The sequence below is a fragment of the Thiocystis violacea genome, from assembly GCF_016583575.1.
GTDB lineage: Bacteria > Pseudomonadota > Gammaproteobacteria > Chromatiales > Chromatiaceae > Thiocystis > Thiocystis violacea.
In genome coordinates this window covers 89300-110685 of record NZ_NRRG01000008.1, presented here as the reverse complement: position 1 = coordinate 110685, position 21386 = coordinate 89300, and the positions used below count along the sequence as shown (strand labels likewise).

26 protein-coding genes and 1 pseudogene are annotated in these 21386 nt (G+C 63.3%); 13 read left to right on the top strand and 14 right to left on the bottom strand.

The features are described 5' to 3' along the window. Nucleotides 1-105: 105 nt before the first annotated feature. From CKO27_RS06340 to CKO27_RS06325, 4 genes are all read right to left on the bottom strand, one after another. Nucleotides 106-696, bottom strand: coding sequence for a cytochrome C (locus tag CKO27_RS06340; RefSeq protein ID WP_200374032.1), 591 nt, complete (start codon nt 694-696; stop codon nt 106-108). A 64-nt stretch (nt 697-760) separates the two neighbouring features. Further along, nucleotides 761-1339, bottom strand: a complete 579-nt coding sequence (locus CKO27_RS06335; protein WP_200374031.1) for a diheme cytochrome c — start codon at nt 1337-1339, stop codon at nt 761-763. A gap of 16 nt (nt 1340-1355) precedes the next feature. Further along, nucleotides 1356-1712: a DUF1924 domain-containing protein gene (locus tag CKO27_RS06330; protein WP_200374030.1), complete on the bottom strand. Its 357-nt coding sequence runs from the start codon at nt 1710-1712 to the stop codon at nt 1356-1358. Continuing rightward, nucleotides 1712-2326 (bottom strand): cytochrome b/b6 domain-containing protein, encoded by a 615-nt coding sequence (locus tag CKO27_RS06325; protein WP_200374029.1) that lies wholly within the window; start codon nt 2324-2326, stop codon nt 1712-1714. The genes CKO27_RS06330 and CKO27_RS06325 overlap by 1 nt, the downstream gene beginning before the upstream one ends. A 144-nt stretch (nt 2327-2470) precedes the next feature. On the opposite strand from CKO27_RS06325, the gene CKO27_RS06320 reads away from it, so the two are divergent. The 3 genes and pseudogenes from CKO27_RS06320 (at nt 2471) to CKO27_RS25155 (ending at nt 3939) form a co-directional block, all read left to right on the top strand. Then, entirely contained in the window at nt 2471-2809 is a 339-nt protein-coding gene (locus CKO27_RS06320) for a PepSY domain-containing protein (RefSeq protein WP_200374028.1), read from the top strand. 91 nt (nt 2810-2900) lie between these two features. Next, the gene (locus tag CKO27_RS06315; RefSeq protein WP_200374027.1) at nt 2901-3341 is read left to right on the top strand and encodes a phosphate-starvation-inducible protein PsiE; all 441 of its coding nucleotides are present in this window, start codon (nt 2901-2903) and stop codon (nt 3339-3341) included. Next, nucleotides 3280-3939, top strand: a pseudogene (locus tag CKO27_RS25155) (CDP-alcohol phosphatidyltransferase family protein). The gene CKO27_RS06315 and the pseudogene CKO27_RS25155 overlap by 62 nt, the downstream one beginning before the upstream one ends. Nucleotides 3940-3980: 41 nt before the next feature. On the opposite strand, the gene CKO27_RS06300 reads toward CKO27_RS25155, so the two are convergent. Beyond that, nucleotides 3981-4799: a putative ATP-dependent zinc protease gene (locus CKO27_RS06300; RefSeq protein WP_200374024.1), complete on the bottom strand. Its 819-nt coding sequence runs from the start codon at nt 4797-4799 to the stop codon at nt 3981-3983. 13 nt (nt 4800-4812) lie between these two features. Between CKO27_RS06300 and CKO27_RS06295 the strand changes: the two genes are divergently transcribed. The 4 genes from CKO27_RS06295 to CKO27_RS06280 all read left to right on the top strand — a co-directional run bounded on the left by CKO27_RS06295 (nt 4813) and on the right by CKO27_RS06280 (nt 8139). Continuing rightward, nucleotides 4813-5325, top strand: a complete 513-nt coding sequence (locus CKO27_RS06295) for a phosphatase PAP2 family protein (RefSeq protein ID WP_200374023.1) — start codon at nt 4813-4815, stop codon at nt 5323-5325. Between the two features lie 18 nt (nt 5326-5343). Further along, nucleotides 5344-5736: a diacylglycerol kinase gene (locus tag CKO27_RS06290; protein ID WP_200374022.1), complete on the top strand. Its 393-nt coding sequence runs from the start codon at nt 5344-5346 to the stop codon at nt 5734-5736. Between the two features lie 115 nt (nt 5737-5851). Then, a complete protein-coding gene (locus CKO27_RS06285) occupies nt 5852-6793 on the top strand; it encodes a cation diffusion facilitator family transporter (protein ID WP_200374021.1) in 942 nt (313 codons plus the stop codon). Next, complete coding sequence (locus CKO27_RS06280) at nt 6790-8139, top strand: magnesium and cobalt transport protein CorA (RefSeq protein ID WP_200374020.1); 1350 nt, start codon at nt 6790-6792, stop codon at nt 8137-8139. Before CKO27_RS06285 ends, CKO27_RS06280 begins: the two co-directional genes overlap by 4 nt. A gap of 332 nt (nt 8140-8471) precedes the next feature. Here the strand turns inward: CKO27_RS06280 and CKO27_RS06275 are convergent, their stop codons facing one another. Then, nucleotides 8472-8609 (bottom strand): hypothetical protein, encoded by a 138-nt coding sequence (locus CKO27_RS06275; RefSeq protein ID WP_200374019.1) that lies wholly within the window; start codon nt 8607-8609, stop codon nt 8472-8474. Between the two features lie 61 nt (nt 8610-8670). On the opposite strand from CKO27_RS06275, the gene CKO27_RS06270 reads away from it, so the two are divergent. Continuing rightward, nucleotides 8671-9042, top strand: coding sequence for a recombinase family protein (locus CKO27_RS06270; RefSeq protein WP_276570133.1), 372 nt, complete (start codon nt 8671-8673; stop codon nt 9040-9042). Nucleotides 9043-9106: 64 nt separating this feature from the next. Here CKO27_RS06270 and CKO27_RS06265 read toward each other — a convergent pair whose 3' ends face one another. The 5 genes from CKO27_RS06265 to CKO27_RS06245 form a co-directional block, all read right to left on the bottom strand. Then, the gene (locus CKO27_RS06265; RefSeq protein ID WP_200374018.1) at nt 9107-9445 is read right to left on the bottom strand and encodes a hypothetical protein; all 339 of its coding nucleotides are present in this window, start codon (nt 9443-9445) and stop codon (nt 9107-9109) included. A 220-nt stretch (nt 9446-9665) separates the two neighbouring features. Then, the gene (locus CKO27_RS06260) at nt 9666-12950 is read right to left on the bottom strand and encodes a hybrid sensor histidine kinase/response regulator (RefSeq protein ID WP_200374017.1); all 3285 of its coding nucleotides are present in this window, start codon (nt 12948-12950) and stop codon (nt 9666-9668) included. A gap of 321 nt (nt 12951-13271) precedes the next feature. Next, complete coding sequence (locus CKO27_RS06255; RefSeq protein WP_200374016.1) at nt 13272-14030, bottom strand: anti-sigma factor family protein; 759 nt, start codon at nt 14028-14030, stop codon at nt 13272-13274. After that, a complete protein-coding gene (locus tag CKO27_RS06250; protein ID WP_200374015.1) occupies nt 14030-14539 on the bottom strand; it encodes an RNA polymerase sigma factor in 510 nt (169 codons plus the stop codon). The genes CKO27_RS06255 and CKO27_RS06250 overlap by 1 nt, the downstream gene beginning before the upstream one ends. Nucleotides 14540-14557: 18 nt before the next feature. Continuing rightward, nucleotides 14558-15364, bottom strand: coding sequence for a hypothetical protein (locus CKO27_RS06245; protein WP_200374014.1), 807 nt, complete (start codon nt 15362-15364; stop codon nt 14558-14560). Between the two features lie 321 nt (nt 15365-15685). Between CKO27_RS06245 and CKO27_RS06240 the strand changes: the two genes are divergently transcribed. Both CKO27_RS06240 and CKO27_RS06235 read left to right on the top strand, forming a co-directional pair. Then, entirely contained in the window at nt 15686-16210 is a 525-nt protein-coding gene (locus tag CKO27_RS06240; RefSeq protein WP_200374013.1) for a c-type cytochrome, read from the top strand. 51 nt (nt 16211-16261) lie between these two features. After that, the gene (locus tag CKO27_RS06235; protein WP_242470770.1) at nt 16262-16741 is read left to right on the top strand and encodes a c-type cytochrome; all 480 of its coding nucleotides are present in this window, start codon (nt 16262-16264) and stop codon (nt 16739-16741) included. Here CKO27_RS06235 and CKO27_RS06230 read toward each other — a convergent pair. Next, nucleotides 16725-16871 carry a hypothetical protein gene (locus CKO27_RS06230; protein WP_200374011.1) on the bottom strand — a complete coding sequence of 49 codons (147 nt, stop codon included), beginning with the start codon at nt 16869-16871 and terminating at the stop codon, nt 16725-16727. The two genes, CKO27_RS06235 and CKO27_RS06230, sit on opposite strands and share 17 nt — an antisense overlap. Nucleotides 16872-16960: 89 nt before the next feature. On the opposite strand from CKO27_RS06230, the gene CKO27_RS06225 reads away from it, so the two are divergent. From CKO27_RS06225 to CKO27_RS06215, 3 genes are all read left to right on the top strand, one after another. Next, complete coding sequence (locus CKO27_RS06225; RefSeq protein ID WP_200374010.1) at nt 16961-18310, top strand: sensor histidine kinase; 1350 nt, start codon at nt 16961-16963, stop codon at nt 18308-18310. A gap of 4 nt (nt 18311-18314) precedes the next feature. Further along, nucleotides 18315-19730: a sigma-54-dependent transcriptional regulator gene (locus tag CKO27_RS06220; protein ID WP_200374009.1), complete on the top strand. Its 1416-nt coding sequence runs from the start codon at nt 18315-18317 to the stop codon at nt 19728-19730. 198 nt (nt 19731-19928) lie between these two features. After that, nucleotides 19929-20390, top strand: a complete 462-nt coding sequence (locus CKO27_RS06215) for a hypothetical protein (RefSeq protein WP_200374008.1) — start codon at nt 19929-19931, stop codon at nt 20388-20390. 136 nt (nt 20391-20526) lie between these two features. On the opposite strand, the gene CKO27_RS06210 is transcribed toward CKO27_RS06215, so the two are convergent. Then, the gene (locus CKO27_RS06210; protein ID WP_200374007.1) at nt 20527-20874 is read right to left on the bottom strand and encodes a helix-turn-helix domain-containing protein; all 348 of its coding nucleotides are present in this window, start codon (nt 20872-20874) and stop codon (nt 20527-20529) included. Further along, nucleotides 20871-21242 carry a type II toxin-antitoxin system RelE/ParE family toxin gene (locus tag CKO27_RS06205; protein ID WP_200374006.1) on the bottom strand — a complete coding sequence of 124 codons (372 nt, stop codon included), beginning with the start codon at nt 21240-21242 and terminating at the stop codon, nt 20871-20873. The genes CKO27_RS06210 and CKO27_RS06205 overlap by 4 nt, the downstream gene beginning before the upstream one ends. Between the last annotated feature and the right edge of the window lie 144 nt (nt 21243-21386).

Genomic DNA, 21386 nt, shown 5'->3' with positions numbered 1-21386 from the left:
TGCTCGTTCCATCTGCATGCGGTTTCACGCGGATGAATCCGCATTGAGGCCGGTAACCGATCACTGGTTGCCAGCCTCAAAACGCTGGCCGTCATCCACGGCGGCTCAATCCTTCCAGGGACCGTGGCCGGGGATGTTGATCTGACCCTCGTTGTAGTCGCCCTCAGCCGCTTGGCGATGGCAGGCATTGCACTGGCTGAGGCTTCCGACCTCCGGATTATCTTTGATCAGACGGACCGGGATCTCATCGTGCTTGCTTTTGAAATCCGGGGTCTCGGTGATGCGCGGCAGACCCTGAACCGCCGTCGGGTTCGCGGGATCCTGGGCATAGGGGTTGCCCTGCTGGGCCAGATCGACGGTGTTGGCGCCCAGGAAGGTGCTGATTTCGGTGCGCAGTTCATCCGTCAGGGAAGCATCGTCGCCATAATGATTCGCCAGCGCGGCAGGCTCCATGATCTGCGCCCAGGCTTGCGGCGGCAGTAATCCTGGCTGGTAGGCCATGTGACAGGAGCCGCACTCTTGACTGTAAGTCGCGTTGACGATGGGGGCGAGCGGAGTGCGGGAGTCCATCCAGCCGCTTGACTCGCGTTCGTCTTCTTCGCCCTCTTCGTCGTCATCCGCAAACGCCAGACCGACAGTGCCCAGCGAGAGCAGGCCGATCGTGAGGAGCGTGAGGATCGGTTTGTGATGGTGCATGAGCGTTGGTTTCCCGTTTTCTGTGTTTCGATGATGAACAGCGTGTCGGTCAGGCCCGCCCGACTCAATCCTTCCAAGGGCCGTGGCCGGGAATATCGATCTGACTGTCGTGGTAGATGCCTTTGGCGGCACTGCGGTGGCAGGCCGGGCATTGGCCGAAACTGCCGACCTCGGGATTGACGGTCACCAGCGATGCCGGCACCTCGTCATGCTTGCGTTTGAAATAGCGCGTCTCGGTGATGCGCGGCAGCCCGCTGCCTGCATGGGCGTTAAAGCCGACGGCAAAGGCACGGGAACGTGCTCCGCTGGCCTGATCGGCGGAGTTGGCAGCAAGATAGCGGGCGATTTTAGTCCGCCGCGCCTCGGCGAGCGAGGCATCGTCGCCGTAATGGTCGCCTAGCGCGGCGGGATCCATGACCTGCGCCCAGGCTTGCGCCGGCAGCAGGCCCGGCTGATAGGCCAGATGACAGGAACCGCATTCCTCGCCGTAAGCGGTATTGGCGACCGGAACGATGTCGGCGCGCGGCGTCACCCAACCGCTCCGCTGCCTGTCGGGAAGCTCGCCGCTGACGGCCACCTCCAGCCCGCCGAGCGTCATCAGGCCAATGCCCACCAGGATGAGGCTGCCTTTACGATGGGTCATGGATCCGGTCTCCCGCTTACTGTGTCTTGATATAGGCGACGAAATCAGCCTTTTCGGTGGCCGTGCATTCGCGCCCGAGCGTCCATTTGCAGTTGCGCAGCAGCCATTTTTCGATTTTGGCTTGATCGGTCAGACGCTTGGGATTGACCGAGGGCGCCAGCGGCTCAATGGTCTTGCCGGTGTTGGCCTGACGACCCGGCTGGGTCAGATCCTGGCCATGACAGGTCACACAACTGCGTGCCTCTGATCCGTCCGCCTGCGGGTATTCCTTGGTCCAGCCCGCTTGGCCGGCGGCGGCATCGGCGGCGAGCAGCGTGGTGGGCAGGGCAAGCGCGCCAGCGGCGGCCAGGATGATCGTCAGGCGTGTTTTCATCAGTCTTCTCTCCGTTTGAATCCAGTCAGCATGGCCCCGACCAGGTTTTCGTGATGGGCGAGGCTGGAAAAGAGCACGCCGGCCAGGTGGGCGATCACCAGGACGAACGTGAGATTGGCCAAAAAGGCATGCACCGCTTCCAGGTCATGCGCCGTGGCATTGGAAACCGTACTCATCGAGCCCGCCAGCGGGCCGGCGAACTCCTGTGCACCGTAAAGCATCAGCCCGCTGACACCGGTTGTCGTCACCGCCAGCAACACCACCACCACCATGATGCCGCCGGCGGGGTTGTGTCCCAGATAACGCGGGGCGTGCCCAGTCAGCATGGATTTGAGGTAAGCCCCGACCTGGCGCGGTCCCCGCACAAAATCGTCAAAGCGGGCGTACGGGGTTCCCACCACGCCCCAGACCAGCCGCACGGCGATCAGCGCCAGAACCAGGTAGCCGGCCCAGACATGCACGTCGAGGAGATTGTCCTCGACCAGGAAGGCGGTGAAGAAACCGGCCGCCAGCGACCAGTGAAACAGCCGCACCAGCGGATCCCAGACGTAGACGGGGGTGACGAGAGGCGTGTCCAGTCGGTTGGCGGGATCGGTTGTCACGGGTGATGGCATCGGCGAACTCCCCTAAGCGGATTGACGCCGCGTCGGATAACGGCGCTGGATTGCGAGGTAGACGCCACCTTACGCGGTCAGACCTGACCAAACGCTGTCAGCTTCGCTCAGGGATCGGTCAGCAACCAGACCACATGATGCGCCATGCACACTTCATCGACGATTAGCGTGACGTTCGCGCTGGCGACCCTGTGGCTGGGTTCAGCGATGCCGGCATCGGCAGCAGGTCACGATGTCGAACCGGATCATGAGCGGGCGCGTCAGGCGCTGAATCGCGGTGAGGTGCAGCCCATCGCGGACATTTTGGCGTCGGTCGCGCACGCGATACCGGGGGAGGTGATCGAAGTCGAGTTCGATGATGCGGAGGATCTTGGCGACGTGTCCTGGCGCTATGAACTCAAGATTCTGGCCGACGACGGTCGTTTGCGAGAGGTCCAGGTCGATGCCGCGACCGGACGCATCCTCAGCGTCGAAGAAGACTGATACCCAGGCGGTTGAGGACGGAGAGGCCGAACGGGCCGCGCATGACGCCTCAACGCTGGCATGATGGTTCACACAACCTAAAAATTAACTTATGACGAATCGCTTTTATCATCCCAAAACGGCCTCCGCCGGCGCGCGGCTCCTCTCCTACGTCGAACTCATCGGCCTCGCGGTGATTTCCATTGCCACGCTCATCGCGGGCGGCCAGGAGATTGCCGAGATGATCGCCGCTCGCCAGGTGACCCTGGCCGACTTGCTTCTGCTCTTCATCTATCTGGAGGTGTTGAGCATGGTCGCGGTCTATCTGGAGTCCGGCGCGCTGCCGGTGCGGATGCCGCTCTATATCGCCATGGTGGCCCTGGCGCGACACCTGATCCTCGATCTGAAAGGACTCCCCGAGTGGCAGATCATCGCTATCGCGTCAGCCGTCCTGATCCTCGCGGGCGCCGTGCTCCTGATCCGCTACGGCCATGTGCGCTTTCCTTACGAAGTCCCGCGCGAAGGTGTTTCGCAGGAGCGCGGGGAGTCATGACCCATCATCGGCGACTGAATCGACACCGTCGTGGCATGAGATGAAATCGATCCTGTTAACGCTCGCCAATGACATCACGATCACCCGACTGATTCTAGCCTGGGTTGGCCTGGCTTTGATGGCGAGTGATTGCTGGTCCATGGCTTTTCTTCTGCTGTTGGTTGCCGTCATGCTGGATAGTGTCGATGGAGCCGTCGCGCGCAAGCTCGATCAGGTGAGCAGGCAGGGGATCTTTCTGGATGTCATGGCCGATAAGATCTTGATTATCTAAACATTTTTCATGATCGGCTTCAAAATTCAACCGTTCTTTTTTTACCTGGGACTCTTGATGCTGGCAAGAGAATACATCATGGATACGATGCGATCGATTGCTGCTTCCAATCAGATCGTGATACCGGCGGACCGTCTCAGCAAACTGAAGGGGGTGCTGTTCATGACATCCATGCTGCTGATGATCGGCAATCACGCCTTCCCGTCAAACATGGCGGTCAACACGGTCTTGCTGAAATTAAGCGTCCTGATGGCTGTGACCGGAATGATTGTCGCCTATTTTTCATTGGCGAGATGTTTCATTCTGCATCGCACGGCATTGGAATAACGCCCTGTGCGGAGCCGCTGGCCGCATGCGACAGTTTGCCGCTATGGCTGACACGCCGGGACGCGTGTCGAACTCAGCTCCGAGTCAACCAGAAATCGACCTTTTTTCAAGAGATGACGGCCAATCAGGATGGGGTATGAAAAGCCCTTGCGTTCGGCGAGATTGACACGGTCGGCGATGGCTTGATGAGCGAGGCAGATGGTCATGATGACCACCGGTCGCCGCATCGAACCGGGTGCGCCCTTCTTTTTGATCTTGACCCAATCGACGATGTCTTTTTCCAGCGTGCGGGTGCCACCCACGCCATCTTCAAGCGTAAACACGATGCGGTCAGGCTTGGATGGCTGATCACTTTTCATGATTTCAATGATCGTGGCATCCATCGAGGTCAGGCCGGCACCGGTATCAATCCGCGCGTTCAGCTCGATGTCAAGGTCCATCACTCGTACCGTTTCAATGACACCGATCACAGGCTGAATGGGTGTTTGAACGGAGGGGCAAGGTTGATTGTCGGTTGCTGCACCCGCCAGCGCTAGCGATGCCAGGAGCGCCACGACCATAACGGATGTCCATGCATGATGAGAATGATATACACCGCGTGGTGACATGGGGTAATGACTCTCAATATTGAGTGGATGCAACTGAGCCGACTCAGACAGAGGATCGCCGACTTGAATACAAACGCCATGCGGCAACGCAATGATCAGGTCGCCCAGAACTTCTATTGGCGTATCATCTGGAGTAATCCAAGGCGAAGGCGCGATCTTCGCCTTGGTCGCGAGAAGCCGTCTGCCTGGCGCGTTGAGCGTGGATCGGATGGATCCGCCTCTATGCCCACTTTTGCTGGCACGATCCGTCAATCAGGAACCGATGATGTCTTGGGATCAACAACTGCTCCTCTTCGCCGCCGCCCACCGAACCGCGGGGCTGGATCATTTTTTTCGGGGGGTGACCTGGTTAGGCTCCTTGTCTGTGCTCGGGCCGGTTGCCGCCTTGAGCGCCACGATCCTGCTGTCGCGGCACAAGCGCGGGGAAGCCGCCTTGCTGGTGATCGGCGTCGGCGGGGCGGCGCTGTTGGCTTACGTCATCAAGGCGGTCCTGGATCGACCCCGGCCGGCGCTGCTGGAACCGCTGATCGCCATGCCCACCAACGGTTCGTTTCCCAGTGCGCACACCCTGCAGATCGTCGCCTTCGCGCTCTGCATGGTGCTCATCCTGCGCCGCAGCGTTCCGGAATGGCCGTCGGTCATGGTGATGATCGCGTCGATGCTGATCCTGGCGGTGGCGGCCTCGCGCGTCTATTTGCAGGTCCATTATCCATCGGACGTGCTCGGCGGAATCGTCCTGGGGATCGCCTGGATCGCCCTTGTGCGAAAAATGTTGTAGCACCACCTCGGAGACGCCATGCGACGCTCATTCCTCAGCCCCGGTGATGCCGGGTATCATCCGCTGCGCAAGATCCGGATCGTTCTCGCGGGACTGCGGCACGCCGTACTCGACGATTTCAGCGTCGCCTACAAGGTGGTGCTGTCGGTGATCGTGCTCGTCCTGGCGCTTGTCTTTCATGAGTGGGTGGATGTCGAGCTGATCCTGCTCGCCACCGGCTTAGTCCTGATGGCCGAGTTGTTCAACAGCGCCATTGAATCCGTCTGTGATTTTCTGGAAACCCGCGACAACGCGCACATTCGCGCGATCAAGGATATGGCCGCCGCGGCGGCGGGCATCAGTATCGTGATCTGGCTGACCGTGGTGGTCTCGGAGGTGGTACAGCTCTTCCGGACCGGTTTGCCCGCATAAGCCCGTCTCAGGCAACGGGACACCTTCCAACCAACGCCGTGCCCGAACGATCTTCCTCGGTCGTTGGCCTCATCCTGCCTGCAAAACCATTTTCCACATTCTCGGAGCACATGGCATGACCGTCCTCGACGACGTTGACGACCAATCGAGTTCGCAGGAACGCGAATCCGCGACCAAACGGAGTACCTGGGTGAGTGTGGTCGTCAATCTGTTCCTCACCTGTTTCCAGGTGGCGGCGGGTTGGCTGTCGGGGTCACAGGGCTTGATCGCCGATGGGATTCACTCCCTGTCCGACCTGATCGCGGATTTCGTCGTCCTCCTCGCCGTGCATCACAGCAAAAAGGCACCCGACGCGGACCATCATTATGGCCATCAACGCTATGAGACGGTGGCGTCGATGGTGTTGGGTGGCTTACTGCTCGCCGTGGGGGTGTTCATGATCTGGGCCGCCGGTCAGAAATTGCTCGCACCGGAGACCATTCCCACCGTGCATCTGCTCGCGCTCTGGGTAGCCTTGGGCGCCCTGGCCGTGAAGGAGGGCTTGTTTCGCTACATGCTGGCGGTGGCCGAACGGGTGCGCTCCAGCTTGTTGGTGGCGAATGCTTGGCACGCCCGTTCGGATGCCGGGTCGTCCCTGGTGGTGGCCATTGGCATCGGCGGCAATCTACTGGGCTTCCCCTTTCTGGATCCGATCGCGGCACTGATTGTCGGGTTCCTGGTGAGCAAGATCGGCTGGACCTTTCTCTGGGACGCCCTGCACGACTTGTCGGATCGCGCGGTGTCCGCTGAGCAGGTGGCAACGCTGGCCGATGACATCCTCGCCACGCCTGGCGTGCTGGGCTATCACGACCTCAAAACCCGCAAGGCCGGGGATCTGATGCTAGTGGATGTGCATCTGGAAATCGACGGCGATCTGACGGTCCGCGAGGGACATGACATTGCCTTGCGGGTCCGACAACAGGTGATGCAGCGTCATCCCGTGCTGAACCTCATGACCCATGTGGACCCGGTGATCAGCCCACGCCACGTCCTGGACGACGCACTGGCCACCCCATGATGCAAAAAATAATGGAGCTATTGAACAAGCAGAAACTGGTCGACAGTCTGCTGCACAACCAGGCCATGCCCCACCGAGACCGCGTCGAAACACTGGTCCACACCCAGCATCTGGCCGAATTACGGACGCGACTGGAACGGCTGTCCGCTACCGAGATCGGCGAGGCTCTCTCCGCTCTACCGCTTGAGGACGCCAAGCAACTGTGGCATCAGGTGGCCGACGACCGGCAAGACGACATCTTGTGGGAACTCGCCGACGACCGACGTGAGGCGCTGGTGGGTCCACGAGAACCGCACGATGGCAAGGGCCAGATGAACGCCTTCGAGCTGGTCAACGGGCGTCTGTGTCAAGTCACGATTACCTGTCGCCAGGATCTGGCGGCGCTTCACCCGATCTGGATTGACCTGCGCGGCGCCTCCAAAGGTCAACGCCACAGTATCGGACAGTATTACGGCTTGGATTTACCCGATCCGGACGAAGCCACCGATTTGGAGGTGAGTGCCCGTTTTTACGTGGAGGAAAACGACGAGGTCCACCTCCACTCCAACTTCCTGCTGGACCGCGAGGGCGAATCACGCAGCGTTCCCGTCGCCTTCATCCTGCACCATGACATCTTATTCACCGTGCGTAACGAGGAATTGCCGGTGTTTCGCTTGCAGCGCCTGCGCGCCCGCAACCAGCCCGGCTATGTCTCCGATGCCAAGGATGTCTTGCTCGACCTCTATGGCGCCGACATCGAGTATTCCGCCGATGCCCTGGAAGATATTTACACCGCCCTGGGACGGGTGGGCCACCACGTCTTGAGCAAGGCGATGACGGATGCCGAAGCGTCCGCCCTGTTAGCCGAGATCGCCGAGCAGGAAGACCTCAACGGACGCATCCGTCGCAACATCCTGGATACGCAGCGGATGGTGTCCTTCCTGATGCGGGGGCGCTTTATTTCGTCGGATCAAGTCGATGACGCCAAGGAAATCTTGCGCGACATCGAGTCCCTGAACAGCCATACCGCCTTCCTGTTCGAGAAGATCAACTTCCTGCTGGATGCCACGATCGGCTTTATCAATATCAACCAAAACCAGCGGCTTTCGGTGCTGACGACCCTGACGGTGGTCTTCATGCCAATCAACATGCTGGCCGGCATGGGGGGTATGTCCGAGTTCTCGATGATGACGCAAGGCATTCCGTGGCCGCTGGCCTATGGCGCCTTCACGGTTGGCATGGGCCTGATCGGTTGGCTGACATTTTTGGCGTTGCGGTCCGTCGAAAGACGTCGAGCCAGGGGTTTTCTCGTCGAGCGTGTGAAACAAACGGAGGGACTTGTCCGCACGGGGGCGCGCGAACGCTAGAGAGGCTGGGTTTGCCGTTTCCAGGAGGCCATCCGTTCCATGGCTCGACTGCCCCGACCGCCTCATCACCTATCACTTTCTGGCAAATTGTGACGCTTGGGGCATGTTTGAGGTGATTGAGGATCATGGGAAGCGTCAAACGGTTGGCTGGTGAAGTGGCACGCGGACTGGGCGAAGTGCATCCGGACCTGCGCAAGACGTCACAGTTTGCCAGAAAGTGATAGGTGATGAGCCTCAGCCCACACCGCCGTCTCCAACCGATCGGTACGCACCTGGTGGTTAGAGCAGATGCGCGTGCCGCCGAAGCGATAGGCAACCGTGCCGATGCAGCGTTAATAGGCATAGTCACGCCGCTGGCCCTTGCCGGCGCTCAAACTGATGGCCTTGCCGTAGAAGACATGGCCACAGCAGGCGCAATTGAGCAGACCTTGCAGCAAATAGCGCGCCCCGCGCTGGCGGGTGCGGGCCACACGGCGGTTCTCCTCCGGTGACACGCTCGTGGTGTGGCGGCTTGACCGGCTGGGTCGCTCCATGCCACATCTGGTGGCCCTGATCCAGGAACTGCTGGGCAAGGGGATCGCCTTCCGCTCGCTGTGCGATGGCGCGATCGATACCACCAGCGCCTCCGGCGAGCTGATCTTTCACATTTTCTCGGCTCTGGCCCAGTTCGAGCGCCGGCTGATTCAGGAACGGACGAAGGCGGGGCTCACAGCCGCCCGGGCACGCGGGCGTCAGGGCGGGCGCAGACCGACGACGGGCGACGATCCGCGAGTGAAGACCGCGCAGCGGATGTACGCCGGCCGGACACTGACTGTGAAGCAGATCTGCAAGACCCTGGCGATCTCGCGGGCGACGTTCTACCGGTATCTGGCCGTCGCGGCGGGGTCGGAGCCCTTAGCGTAAGTTTTCGTTCCAATGATTGTCAGACCCCAAGACGAACAGCCGAGAGGGACTCTCGGTTTCCCGTCTATTTCTTCCTTGTAAAAGTTCCAACGCCGACGACGGTATCGGTCTCACTGATATGTCGATAGATCACATTCAGCCGATCGGCGTTAACGATTTCCCCATCCAAGACGCCATCCTCATCGGCAAACGCCACCGTCTTGTTATCCAGGCCGATCACGGCCATAAATTTTTCGGTTGCGCGCGGGGAGGTGAACACGCCGTGCAGCACGCGACCTTGCGGCTTGGTCACAACAGCTTGCGCTTTGAGCGTGCTGAACTCGCCGCGATGATGGGTTTTCTCCCGGATGTCCGCCCCCTTGGCGAGGACACCGCCTTCCGTTTCAATGACCCAGGTTCCCACCAGATTGGGGATAGCGGAATCGGCGGCGCACAGGCCGTTACCGAGCCAACATCCGGCCAACGCGAGCCCGAGGGCGGATTTCTTGAACGCGTTCCTCGTGTTCTCCTGGCTTGCGTGAAAAAGAAGGCGATTAGCTTGGGTGCCGATGACTCGTGTGCCGCTCCTGTTCCTGCAAGCGGATTCGCCTGTTCTCCCACCATCATCCGAAAACCTCGAATCCTCAAGCGGGTGGCCGCGCCAACCATTTCAACAGGGCCGCGAACAGCGCCTCCGGCTCGACCGGTTTGGCGATGAAGTCGTTCATCCCCGCCTCGGCGCAGCGCGCCTTGTCCTCGGCAAAGGCATTCGCGGTCAAGGCGAGGATCGGCACCTGTGATCGACCGCTCAACTGCCGGATCCGGCGGGTCGCCTCCACGCCGTCCAGGTTCGGCATCTGCATGTCCATCAAGATCAGGTGATAGACGTTGCGGCGGGCCAGCTCAACGGCTTGCACCCCATCCTCGGCCATCTCGATCACCATCCCGAGATCGTCGAGGAGCGTTCCGGTCACCTCGCGATTGATCGGTTCGTCCTCGACCAATAAGATCCGGCAGCCCGCATAATCCCGCACGAGGAGGGTCTCGGCCGCACCGATCGGAGCGGCTGGCCCCGGCTCGGTCGCGGACATCCCCTTGTTGAGCCGCGCGGTGAACCAGAACGTACTGCCCACACCGGGCGTACTGTCCACGCCGGCCTCGCCCCCCATCAACTGCGCCAACTTTTTGGTGATAGCCAACCCCAGCCCGGTCCCGCCATAGTGGCGGCTAATCGAGTTATCGGCCTGCTCGAAGACCGAAAAGAGTTTGGGAAGGATCGCCGGGGCAATGCCAATTCCGGTGTCCTGCACCTCGAAGCGGACCAACACACGCTCTTTTTCCTCCGCCGCGGCCCGCGTGCGGAGGGTGATGGTCCCCGTCTCGGTGAACTTGATCGCATTGGTGGCGTAGTTCAGCAAGGCTTGCTGGAGCCGGGTGGGATCGCCCAAGAGCGGATGGGGTAGCGGCTGGGTCTCAACGGTCAGTTTGAGCCCTTTGGCCCGCGCGCGCTCGAAGAGCAGAGAGGCGACATTGGCGGTGAGGCGGCCGACGTTGACGTCGGTTTCGTCGAGGTCGAATTTGCCGGCTTCGATCTTGGAGAGGTCCAGGACGGCATTGATGATGTCCAACAGATGCCGGCCAGCGGCATCGATCGTGTCGAGCCGGCTGGCTTGCTGCGGGCTGACACTGGTGCGCTTGAGCAGGTGGGCCATTCCCGTGATGGCATTCAAGGGGGTGCGGATTTCATGGCTCATGTTGGCGAGGAAGGCGCTTTTGGCGACATTGGCCGTTTCAGCGGCGTCCTTGGCGATCACCAGCTCGCGCGTGCGCGCATCAACGAGTTGTTCCAGATGTTGGCGGTAGCGCTCCAGCTCTTCCGCGGCGGCCTTTTGTTCGCTGATGTCGACACAGAACCCGATATAGCCGAGAAACAAACCCTGACTGTCATAGCGTGGGTTACCGTCATCTCGGAGCCAGCGATAGGTGCCATCGGCATGGCGTAGGCGGTAGTCCATGCTGAAGGGTTGGCGTTGCTCGAAGGCGGTGACATAGGTGTGCCGACAGCGGTCGAAATCCAACGGATGCACGCCCTCGGTCCAGCCGTTGCCCCGTTCCTGCTCCAGCGTCCGTCCGGTAAATCGCAACCAGGGTTCGTTGAAATAGTGGCACAACTGATCTTGCCCGGAGGTCCAGATCAGTGTCGAACCCCCATTGGCCAGGGTGCGGAAATGTTGTTCGCTTTCACGCAGCGCTTCCTCGGTAAAGAGTCGTTCTAATTCGCCCGCCGCGCGGATCGCCACCTGTTTCAAGACCCTTTCCGCAAAGGGGCGATTGTCCAACGGCGTCCGTCCGATCAGCGCGATCAGGCCGATCGGTTGGCCGGTATGGCTCCAGAGCGTGGTCCCGAGATAACTCTCCGCACGTAACGTGCGAAGCACTTGGTCACGCGGGAAGGACTGGCAGACGCTGTCCGGGAAGCAACAGAGCTGTTGGCCGACGACCTCGCCGCAGGGGGTGTCCTGCAAGGCATAGGTGACGTTGTCCTCGAAGTGCCCATCACACCAAACGGCCAGGGTGCGGGCGTGCAATCCATCCCCTTCGAGGCGATCGATGCAGACATAGAACAGGCCGAGACGCTCGGCCAGGTCACGCGCCAAAGCATGGAAAAAAGACGGCTCCGTGACCGTGCTGACCGTCCGCGCCAAAAAAGCTTGGATCTCCTCGGTTTGCTTGCGTTCGGTAATCTCGAAAAAGGTCACGACGATCTGCTGGATTTGACCCTGCTCGCCCTGGATGGGATGCGCTTCACACTGCACCCAGGTCGGTCGTTTGCGGTCGGGTCTGAGAATACCCAAGATCAAATTGTGCGTGGCGACGCCGGACGCGACGACGCGATGGACCGGATACTCCGCCACCGGCATTCGGGTACCGTCTTCGCGGATGAAACACCACGCCGGATCAATGGTCGTGATCCCACGCATCTGTGCCGTCGTCAGCCCCAGGAGGTGCGAGGCCATCGGATTGGAGAACAAGATGCTGGTGTCGGGGCCATGCACCACCACGCCGGCAAAGAGGTTGTCAAACAGGATGCGGTAATGGCGTTCACTGTCGCGCAACGCGGCCTCGACTTGAAGCCGCGCGGTGATGTCGGTCCCAATCCCCACCATGGCGACGGGTTGGCCGGCTTCGTCCTTGACCAAGGTGGTGCGCAAATCGAGAAACAGGGATGAGCCATCCGGCCGCGCGTTCACCACCTTGCCGTTCCAAGCCCCTTGCCTCAGCGTGGCCTCAACGATTTCTTGCTGGGTCGCATCCGCCTGGGGGCTTTCGCCATAGGCCGAGACGTGCTGACCGATCTTCGCTGAGGGAGGACATTGCAAAGCCTCGACTTGGGTGCGATTGACGTAGGTCACGACGCCGCGCAGATCCGTCATGGTCACATGATCTTGAATCTGATCGAGCACGAGCGACTGGAGACGGAGCTGAGCCTCGTCCTGCTTGCGCTGGGTGATGTCATCGAAAATGACGACAAAGTATTCGGGTTGCGGACAAAAAACCTGAATCGAAAACCACTTGTCGAGGGACTGGACAGCGAGATCGAAGTGTTCCGGTTGCCCGCTGGCGGCCACACGCCCGTAGATCTCGAACAGCCGGGGATCGGCCTCACGGAGGCCGGGCATGACCTCGGTGAGGCGCTGGCCACGGATCTGGCCCAGTCCGGTTTGCGCGTGGAAGGCGGGATTGGTGTAAAGATGGATATAGTCGGATGGAACCCCCGCCTCGAACAGCATCCGACACACGGCGACGCCGTTGGGCATGAGATCGAGCACCTTGGTGCAGAGGTCGCTGAGAGGCACCGGCGCCTCGCCATCAATCAAGGCAGACAAGCCGGGCACCGGCTTGAAGAGGCGGGTCTCAGTCGTTGACATGCACCGCCTCCCAAAGGCGTGTCGTGGCGGAAGTGGAGGACGCTCAATGAACGACATCCTACTCAACGCCGTCAATCATACGCCCCGTTGGCCGTCTCGTTCGGGTCGAAACTCACTACCGCTCATCCCCTGTCCGTTACCCAGCTTGCCGATGGCGGCGATCATTTCACCTTTGCTGGCTAGCCGTAGCACTCTGAGGCCGCTTCGCTCTTATTTGGCCTTGGTACCTGTCGCATCGACGACCGACGTCGCCATCCGCCGCATGGGCTTGTGGGGACGCTCGATGCGAGCGTACTCCACGTTGAGAGCCATCGGCGAGAGTCAAATCGCGATCTGCCGATAGACGGACTCCGCCAGACCCTGCAATGCGGCGCGGTCGACCTCGCCGGCCAGGGCGTAGGTCAGTGCGCCCTCGAGCCAGTAGAAAACCGAGACACCCTCCGCCTGGGCGAAGCGGAAGGCGGTGTTGCGGTCCGCGTCCTCGTTGCGGCAGGCATAGAGCACCACCCGTCGTCCCTCGGCGTCCTCGTACATGAGCAGCGCGCCCGGTCCATCGTCGCCGGAGAGCAGCCGGCCGCCGACGAGCGCATACCCCAGGGTCTCCAGCGTGGGGGCCTGCATCTGGACCCCCATGCGTTTGGTCAGCCAGGCCACTAGATGCTCGGATTGCTCGCCGGGCACCTCCACCGGATGGCGGACCTCCGGCGTGTAGACGGCATAGGCCATGGCCGCCTCGCGCACCACATGGGGCACGCCGGCCAGGGGCAGATCCGCGACCGGCCCGAGCCGCAGGCCGATCCAGGTCCCGGTGAGCAGCAGCAGGACGCTCGCCGCCAGCGCCATGAGCGGTCGCCGCCACTCCCGGGGACGTTGCCGCCAGCGCTCCGGCACCGGCTCGCTCATGACCGGGGCGTAGAGCGCGCGCAGTCCATCGCGAATCGCCGCATAGTCCTCGGCCTGACGGCGCGGTTGCGGATTGGCCGCGAGCCAGGTCTCGACCCGCGCGCGGGCGGCCGGCGGCAACTGGTCGTCGACATAGGCGTGGAGGTCTTGCCGTTCTTGGGATAGGGGCTTGTTCATCACTTGACCCTCCGTAGCGGGGGCGTCTTCTCGTCGGCCATCCAGGTGCGTAGCCGCTCGCGCGCCCGGTGCAGGCGGGACATCACGGTCCCGATCGGCACGCCGAGCACGCTCGCCACCTGCTCGTAGCGCATCTCCTCCAGACACACCAGCAGCAGCACCTCGCGTTGCTCGGGCGTCAGCCGGGCGAGTCCCTGCTCCAGGTCGCGCAGATGCAGTCCGGCGTCGGGCGCGATCGGCCGGGGGTCGGGGTAGTCGCTGTGCACCATGGGCTCGGTCTCGGGCTGCCGGCGTTTCAGGGCATTGATGTGGACATTGTGCATCAGGGTGAAGAGCCAGGCGCGCAGATCCGTGCCGTGCTCCCACAGGTGACCCTTGCGCCAGGCCCGCTCCAGACAATCCTGAACCAGGTCGTCGGCGGCCTGGACGTTGCGCGTGAGGGCACGGGCGTAGCGCCGCAACCTCGGTATCTGCGTGGCGAGCAACTCGCCCGTGATCCCCTCATTCATCGCTGACTCGCCTCGCGCTCAGGGAACCACCGGCAGCCCGGTCAGATCCACGGCCCCATTGATGTGAAAATGCACCGGCTCGATGTTGGAGACGACGCCATGGTCGAGCAGGTCCGCTTGGGTGCAGAAGCCGTCGCCCTCCGAATCGGTCAGCACATCCGGCGCATCGTTGTAGATGCCGTCGCCGTTGAGATCGCTCGCGACCGCGACGAAGAGGGTGCTGTCGACGTCGCTCCCGAAATTGGACGCGCCGATGATCCAGGTGTCCCACAGCTCCGCCTGGTCGCTGTCGAGGTCAGTGATCCCGGTCAGATTGAAGAGGTTGGCCAGGTTCTGACAGGGGCCGCCGGACGCCGCGCTGGTGGTCGTGAGCAGCACGATCAGACCCGGCAGCCGGTCATCGGCACCGACACCGAAGGTGCCCGGCAGCGGCGCGGCGTTGGCATGCGTTGCCGCTCCGGTGAGCTGGAAGCCAGGCGTCACGCCATCCGGATTCACCGTGAAGCCGGTTCGCGCCAGGGGGACTTGGTATTCGATCTCCAGATCGACCAGCCAGCCGCGTCCGCCGAGGCCGACCCGGTCGCCGCGCCGAGGTGTCTCCACGTCGATCTCGACCGGAAAGCCCAGTCGGCCAGGGTCATCGTCACGCCCCCGATCATCCCCGCCGTCATCGTCGGCACCGCGCGTGCGCTCACCGCCACGGTCATCGCCGGGCGACGCGCTGTTGATGGGATCATCGGCGCCCTGTCTGGCCAAGACGGTCGCGATCGGACCGCCGGCCAGCAGGGCCGCGGCCAGGCTCAGAGCCATGAGTCGGGTCTTCATCGGGCGTCTCCTGTTTCGAGTTGCGTCTTGGCGTCGCGACGGCGCGCGACCTGGAGTCAGGGTGTCGAGGGATGTCGCTGGGTCCGCGCCTCAAGGGTAGAAACAGGGCGGGCGGCTTGGTTATTCCATCGGCCGGAGGAATTTTTTTCGACGCGCGTCGGGAATAACGGTGCCGTTGCGACTGTTGACCCTTCCGAGAGCCCCAGCGCGCCGGGCGGCCGGCTCCCATGACCGTCCCTTGCCCGGAGAACCCACTGGGGCCAGCGACTGGCCACGAGTACCACCAAGCACAACCACCAACAGCGGATTCGGAGAGGTGCGATGAAGAAGACCACAGCCTGGGCCGGCGTCCTGACCCTCATGGCGCCCCTGGCGCTCGCGGACAACCTCGGCTTCGACGGCGCCATCGTCGAGCCGGACTGCGACACCATGGGCGCCTGGTACAACTGCCGCAAGATCAAGACCGCCCCGGCCAACGTGCGCCGCGGCTATGAGTACATCCATCACACCAGTCGCACCCTGGGGCCGGACGGCAACAAGAAATTCCCGGACGGCACCCCCTACGCGACCACCACCACCGCCTGTTCGAGCTGCCATTTCACCGGCGGTCAGGTGCCCTTCGGCACGCCCATGTACCAATCGCCGGACAAATACGCCGGACGGCCCTATTTCCGCCCGCTCAACTACAACCGGGATCTGGAGGACTCCATCATCGACTGCTTCCGCAACTGCATGAACACCGCCCAGACCCCGACCAAGCAGGATCCGGTGATGCGCGACATGGTGGCCTACATTCAGTGGCTCGCCGACGGCGTCACCGACCCCGCCATGCAGGGCGCGGGATGATCCAATCTGCCGGGCCATGCCTTGCCGGTGGTGGATGCGAACGTGGCCCAGATGACGGCGGATCCCCAGGAGGGCGCGGCCCTTTACGCCCAGGAGTGCGCCTCCTGCCACAGCCAGGACGGTCCCGGACGCGGCGAGTACCGCCGGGGCGAGAACCGCCCGCGCGTCCCGGCCCTCTGGGGCGCGGACGGCTATTCGCGCGGCGCGGCCTTCTACAACAGCCAGAACCTGGCGGGCTACATCAAGGCGCACATGCCCTTCGGCGATCCGTTGACCCTGAGCGCGCAGGAGGCCCTGGACATGGCCGTCTACATCAACGATCAGCCGCGCCCGGACGGCATGGCCGATCAGATGTTCTGCCACACGGAAGCCGACGGCATTCCCGGCGCCCTGCGCAAACCGGCCTCCTGGCTGGTGGGCTGCGGCTATCCCGGCGAGCCCTTCAGCGACGAGGACATCCTCTACGGCCCCTGGCAGCCGATCAGCGACTGGCGCAACGCCGAGATCCTGCGGCTCAAGGCGCTTCCCTGAGATCCGACCGCGCCGGTGCCCGCTCGCCGGGTGCCGGCGCGCCGATGGGGCTCGGACGTTCCGCGCCTTGCGCATCGGTCGCGGATTCACGGTCGATGCGCGCGTCACCATTGGGCGGTGTTTCATTCATACTCCACTGATCCCGCATGAGCGCGCGCCAAAGGGGTCAAGCCATTGCCTCTCCACCCTTCGTCTACATCTTCATCGCCGCGCCCGGCCATGAACACCCATTTCAATCTGAGGCGCCAGTTCGCGCTCCTGTCCTTTACGACCATCCTGCTGATCAGCCTGGTTTCGGGTTTTTTGCTGTCGCGCTTCCTGACCGACAAGCTCCTGACCCGCGAGGCCGAGCTGACCCAGGACTTCATCGAGAACTTCGTCGCCTCGGAAGGAGCCTGGCCGAGCGTCGCCGCGGGCTCCGAGCCGTCGTCCAGCCAGGCGCTCGACGCCTTCGTCGAGCATGTGATGCGACTGCCCTCGGTGGTGCGCGCGAACATCTACGGGGCCGATCGCTCGGTGCTCTGGTCCAGCGACCGTCTCCTGGTCGGCCAGCGGTTCCAGGACAACGACGAGCTGGAGGCGGCGCTGCGGGGCGAACTGACCTTCGAGTCCGGCATCCTGGGCGCCACCGACAAATCGGAGCACCGGGATTTCGACGCGCGTCAGATCGGTCTGCGCTTCGTCGAGACCTATGTCCCGATCCGCGGTCCGGACCGCCGCGCGATCATCGGGGCCATCGAGCTGTATAAGCTCCCCCTGGCGCTGCATCAGGCGATCGTCGAGGGACAGCGCCTGATCTGGCTCAGCGCGGCGGGAGCCGGCGTCCTCCTGTTCGCCGCGCTCTACCAGATCGTGCGGCGCGCGAGCCGCCTCATGGACGAGCAGCAGCAACGGCTGGTCGAATCCGAACGGCTGTCCATGGTGGGCGAGACGGCCTCGGCGGTCGCCCATGCGATGCGCAATCCGCTGGCATCGATCCGCGCCTGCGCCGAGCTGACCCTGACCGACGATCTGGACGGCGCGCGCGAGTCGGCCGCCGACATCATCAGCGAGGCGGACCGGCTGGACCGCTGGGCACGCGAGCTGCTGGAGTTCTCGCGCGCCGACGGCGGCGAGACCGAGCGCGTCGAGGTCAATGCCCTGGTGGAGGCCGTGCTGGCGAACCACGCCGCCGCGCTCCAGCGCGCCCGAGTCGCGCTGCGTTTCGAGCGCGCGGAGACGCCCTTGACCGTGCTCGCCAGCCCGGCGCCATTGTCGCAGGTGATCGGGAATCTGGTGATGAATGCCATCGAGGCGATGGAGCACGAGGGCACCTTGACGGTCGTGACGGCCCTGGAAAAGTCTGGCGCCAAGCGCGTCCTGGTGACGGTCAGCGACACCGGGCCGGGGCTGTCGAGCGCCATGCGCGGCCGGTTGTTCCGACCCTTCGCCACCACCAAGCCGACCGGCACCGGTCTGGGACTGGCGCTGTCGCAACGGCTGGTCCAGCGCTACGCCGGTACACTCAGGCTCGACAGCCCGCCCGGCCGGGGCGTGACCGCGACCGTGCGCCTGCCGCGCGCCGGGTGACGCCATGGGTCGCGCGGTGCTGATCATCGAGGACGAAGCGGTGCTGGCCAAGACCATGGGTAAATACCTCGGCCAGCGCGGTTACGAGGTGCGGCTCGCCGGCAGCGGACCGGAGGGTCTGGAGGCCCTGACCGCCTTCCTGCCGGATGCCGTGATCCTCGACTTCAATCTGCCCGGCGGGCTCGACGGACTCACGGTCCTGGAGCGCATCCACGCCTTCGATCCGGCCATCAAGGTGATCATGGTGACCGGGCACGGCAACGTCCGTCTCGCGGTCGAGGCCATGAAGGCCGGCGCCTACGATTACCTCGGCAAACCGCTGGTCCTGAGCGAGCTGGAGCTGCTGCTCGACCGGGCGCTGGAGCAGAGCCGCACCGAGGGTCAGTTGTCCTACTTCCACGACCGCGAGGCCACCCGCGGCAGCCTCGACCGGATCATCGGCGACAGCCCGGCCATACGCCATCTCAAGGGGCAGTTGAGCCGGATCGTCGAGGCGGCCGGCCGGCTGCAAAGCGGACCGGCCCCATCCGTGCTCGTCAGCGGCGAGACCGGGACCGGCAAGGAGCTGGTGGCGCGTGCCCTGCATTTCGGCGGGCCGCGCGCCGCAGGCCCCTTCATCGCCTTGAATGTCGCCACCATTCCCGCCCATCTGGTGGAATCGGAGCTGTTCGGCTACGAGCGCGGCGCCTTCACCGATGCCCGCGAGCGCAAGCCCGGTCTGGTCGACGCCGCCGATGGGGGCACGCTCTTTCTCGACGAGATCGGCGAGCTGGAGCCCGCCGCGCAGGCCAAGCTGCTGAAGCTGCTGGAGGACCGCAGCGTCCGTCGCCTCGGCAGCGTGCGCGATCACGCGGTCGACATCCAGATCCTCAGCGCCACCAACCGCTCCCTGCCGCGCATGGTCGCGGACGGGCGATTCCGGGAAGACCTCTACTACCGCCTCAACACCCTCACCGTCCAGGTCCCGCCGCTGCGCGAGCGGGACGGCGATCTGCTGACACTGGCGCGGCATTTTCTGGGCCAGTTCGGCGCCAAATACGGCAAGCCCGGACTGAGTCTGGATCAGGCCGCCGAGGCGGCGCTGCGCGATCATCCCTGGCCGGGCAATATCCGCGAGCTGCGCAATGTGATGGAACAGGCCGTGCTCTACTGCGCGGGTCGGGAGGTCCGTGCGCTCGATCTGGCGCTGCCGCGCGTCACGCCTGCCCCCGCCCCGGTTCCCGTCGAGGAATCCATCCAGTCGGCCGAGGTCGCGCCGCCGTCCCCGGCCACGACGCTGGATGCCATGGAGCGGGACATGATCGAACGGACCCTGCGGGAGGTGGACGGCAACGTCTCCAAAGCCGCCAGACGTCTGGGAATCACCCGCGACCGTCTGAGATACCGCATCGAGAAGTACGGCTTCACCCAGAACGACTGACCCGAGCCGGCTGACCGACTGACGCATCGAACTTTGGGCAAGGCCCTCTTTGACGCGATGAACGCGATCGCTGGCGTCGGGTCCAGTGTCGTCGGGGCGGCGGCGATCGATCCGCGGCCCCTGGGCTAAACTGCGAATAGGATCCGTCGCGGCCGGTCGAGGCCGCGATGGCTGTCGTCAACTCGCGAGGAGATGGCCATGTTCCAAGCCCATTCGATTCGGATCGCGACCCTCACCGCCCTCGGCCTGCTCCTGCTCTTGTCGGGGGTCGTCCGAGCCGGGCAGGAACGCCAGGCGGGCGCGGCGACGGCGCTTGAGGTGCGCGTGCTGGAGGTGCAAACGTCCCCGGGGCCGGGGGATCGCGACGCAGTGCTCTACCGCATGGAGGTCATCTCGGTGCGGCGCTCCAGCGTCCGGGTGAAGCCGGGTGACAGCATCGTCGTGCGCGCCTACGTCGTGAGCAAAGAGATCCCGGACAGGGGCTTCGAGGGGCCAAAGTCCCCAACCCTCCTGGCCGCGGGCTGGATGGGAGTCGCCTCTCTCAACCCCGACCCCAAGGCCAGCGGCCCCGAGGCACGTCGGCCATTCGTTATTGCCGCCAACGGCGACAGCTTCGAGGATATCCGGCAAGGTCCGCCCTCACTGAGGTGGACCCAGTAGGTCGAAGGGGGTCGATTGAATTGCCGCCTCGGCCGCGCGCGACCCCGGATCGCGGCGGATGCCATGCCGATCCTGACCGGTCGCCAGCCGCTGGGAGCTGCCGGGATCGTCCGAGCGGCCTGTCTGTATGCGAATGTCACTGCGTCCGTCGCGTGGTTTCTTTGTTGCCGGTCTGTGGCTCGAAGAGCGCCGACAAGGACACCGCCGGTCTGTCAGGGAAGCGCACCACCAGGTCGAGAGAGCCGCCCATCGCGGTAATGTAGCTGCGCAGTGTGGATAACAGCATATCTGCCCGGCCCTCCAACCGAGAGATGCTCTCTTGCCCCACCCCGAGCAATTCAGCCATGCGCGCTTGAGTCAGGTCGTGCGCTTTGCGTAAGTCCCTCAGCGTCATCTCCTCGGCAATCATGGCATCGGCTCGCGCCTCGACCTGAGCGCGACGCTCCGGCGGGAGGGCATTCATGATGTCCTGTAAATTCTTCATGATCGGCCTCCGGTTGCGTTCTTCAGTTGATGCAGGTGCGCGTCGAAGCGTTCGTCAGCCTTGTTGACGAGCTGGCTGTAGAAGCGTTTCTCGCTCGTCCCTGACTTGTCTCCCGCGATCAACAGGATGGCATGGCGCTGCGGATCAAAGGCAAACGCCACCCGCCAGACGCCGTCGTTGGCATCGAACCGAAGCTCCTTCATGTTGGCGTGTTTCGATCCGTTCAGCGTATCGACGCGCGGTCGGCCAAGCTGTGGCCCAAACCGCTCTAGCAGTCTGGCGTGGGCCAGTAATTCGTCCTGAACGACGTCAGGTAGCCCGGCAAATTCTGGCTCGAAGGCGGTGTGAAGTAGAACGGTCCATGGCATGAGAAAAATATAGCGCTATAAACATATGCCATCAAGAGCATATTTGAACTAGGACAAAGATGGCTTGGGTCTACCTACCGGGCTTGGATGTAACCCGGCCGAGCGGCCGTTGCTGGAACGGTGCCGCCCCCCGGATGAGTTCCG

Coding starts and splice junctions, on each gene's coding strand:
- CKO27_RS06340 (WP_200374032.1), bottom strand. CDS start 696: ATGCACCATCACAAACCGATCCTCACGCTCCTCACGATCGGCCTGCTC.
- CKO27_RS06335 (WP_200374031.1), bottom strand. CDS start 1,339: ATGACCCATCGTAAAGGCAGCCTCATCCTGGTGGGCATTGGCCTGATG.
- CKO27_RS06330 (WP_200374030.1), bottom strand. CDS start 1,712: ATGAAAACACGCCTGACGATCATCCTGGCCGCCGCTGGCGCGCTTGCC.
- CKO27_RS06325 (WP_200374029.1), bottom strand. CDS start 2,326: ATGCCATCACCCGTGACAACCGATCCCGCCAACCGACTGGACACGCCT.
- CKO27_RS06320 (WP_200374028.1), top strand. CDS start 2,471: ATGCACACTTCATCGACGATTAGCGTGACGTTCGCGCTGGCGACCCTG.
- CKO27_RS06315 (WP_200374027.1), top strand. CDS start 2,901: ATGACGAATCGCTTTTATCATCCCAAAACGGCCTCCGCCGGCGCGCGG.
- CKO27_RS06295 (WP_200374023.1), top strand. CDS start 4,813: ATGTCTTGGGATCAACAACTGCTCCTCTTCGCCGCCGCCCACCGAACC.
- CKO27_RS06290 (WP_200374022.1), top strand. CDS start 5,344: ATGCGACGCTCATTCCTCAGCCCCGGTGATGCCGGGTATCATCCGCTG.
- CKO27_RS06285 (WP_200374021.1), top strand. CDS start 5,852: ATGACCGTCCTCGACGACGTTGACGACCAATCGAGTTCGCAGGAACGC.
- CKO27_RS06280 (WP_200374020.1), top strand. CDS start 6,790: ATGATGCAAAAAATAATGGAGCTATTGAACAAGCAGAAACTGGTCGAC.
- CKO27_RS06270 (WP_276570133.1), top strand. CDS start 8,671: ATGCCACATCTGGTGGCCCTGATCCAGGAACTGCTGGGCAAGGGGATC.
- CKO27_RS06260 (WP_200374017.1), bottom strand. CDS start 12,950: ATGTCAACGACTGAGACCCGCCTCTTCAAGCCGGTGCCCGGCTTGTCT.
- CKO27_RS06255 (WP_200374016.1), bottom strand. CDS start 14,030: ATGAACAAGCCCCTATCCCAAGAACGGCAAGACCTCCACGCCTATGTC.
- CKO27_RS06250 (WP_200374015.1), bottom strand. CDS start 14,539: ATGAATGAGGGGATCACGGGCGAGTTGCTCGCCACGCAGATACCGAGG.
- CKO27_RS06245 (WP_200374014.1), bottom strand. CDS start 15,364: ATGAAGACCCGACTCATGGCTCTGAGCCTGGCCGCGGCCCTGCTGGCC.
- CKO27_RS06240 (WP_200374013.1), top strand. CDS start 15,686: ATGAAGAAGACCACAGCCTGGGCCGGCGTCCTGACCCTCATGGCGCCC.
- CKO27_RS06235 (WP_242470770.1), top strand. CDS start 16,262: ATGACGGCGGATCCCCAGGAGGGCGCGGCCCTTTACGCCCAGGAGTGC.
- CKO27_RS06230 (WP_200374011.1), bottom strand. CDS start 16,871: ATGAATGAAACACCGCCCAATGGTGACGCGCGCATCGACCGTGAATCC.
- CKO27_RS06225 (WP_200374010.1), top strand. CDS start 16,961: ATGAACACCCATTTCAATCTGAGGCGCCAGTTCGCGCTCCTGTCCTTT.
- CKO27_RS06220 (WP_200374009.1), top strand. CDS start 18,315: ATGGGTCGCGCGGTGCTGATCATCGAGGACGAAGCGGTGCTGGCCAAG.
- CKO27_RS06215 (WP_200374008.1), top strand. CDS start 19,929: ATGTTCCAAGCCCATTCGATTCGGATCGCGACCCTCACCGCCCTCGGC.
- CKO27_RS06210 (WP_200374007.1), bottom strand. CDS start 20,874: ATGAAGAATTTACAGGACATCATGAATGCCCTCCCGCCGGAGCGTCGC.
- CKO27_RS06205 (WP_200374006.1), bottom strand. CDS start 21,242: ATGCCATGGACCGTTCTACTTCACACCGCCTTCGAGCCAGAATTTGCC.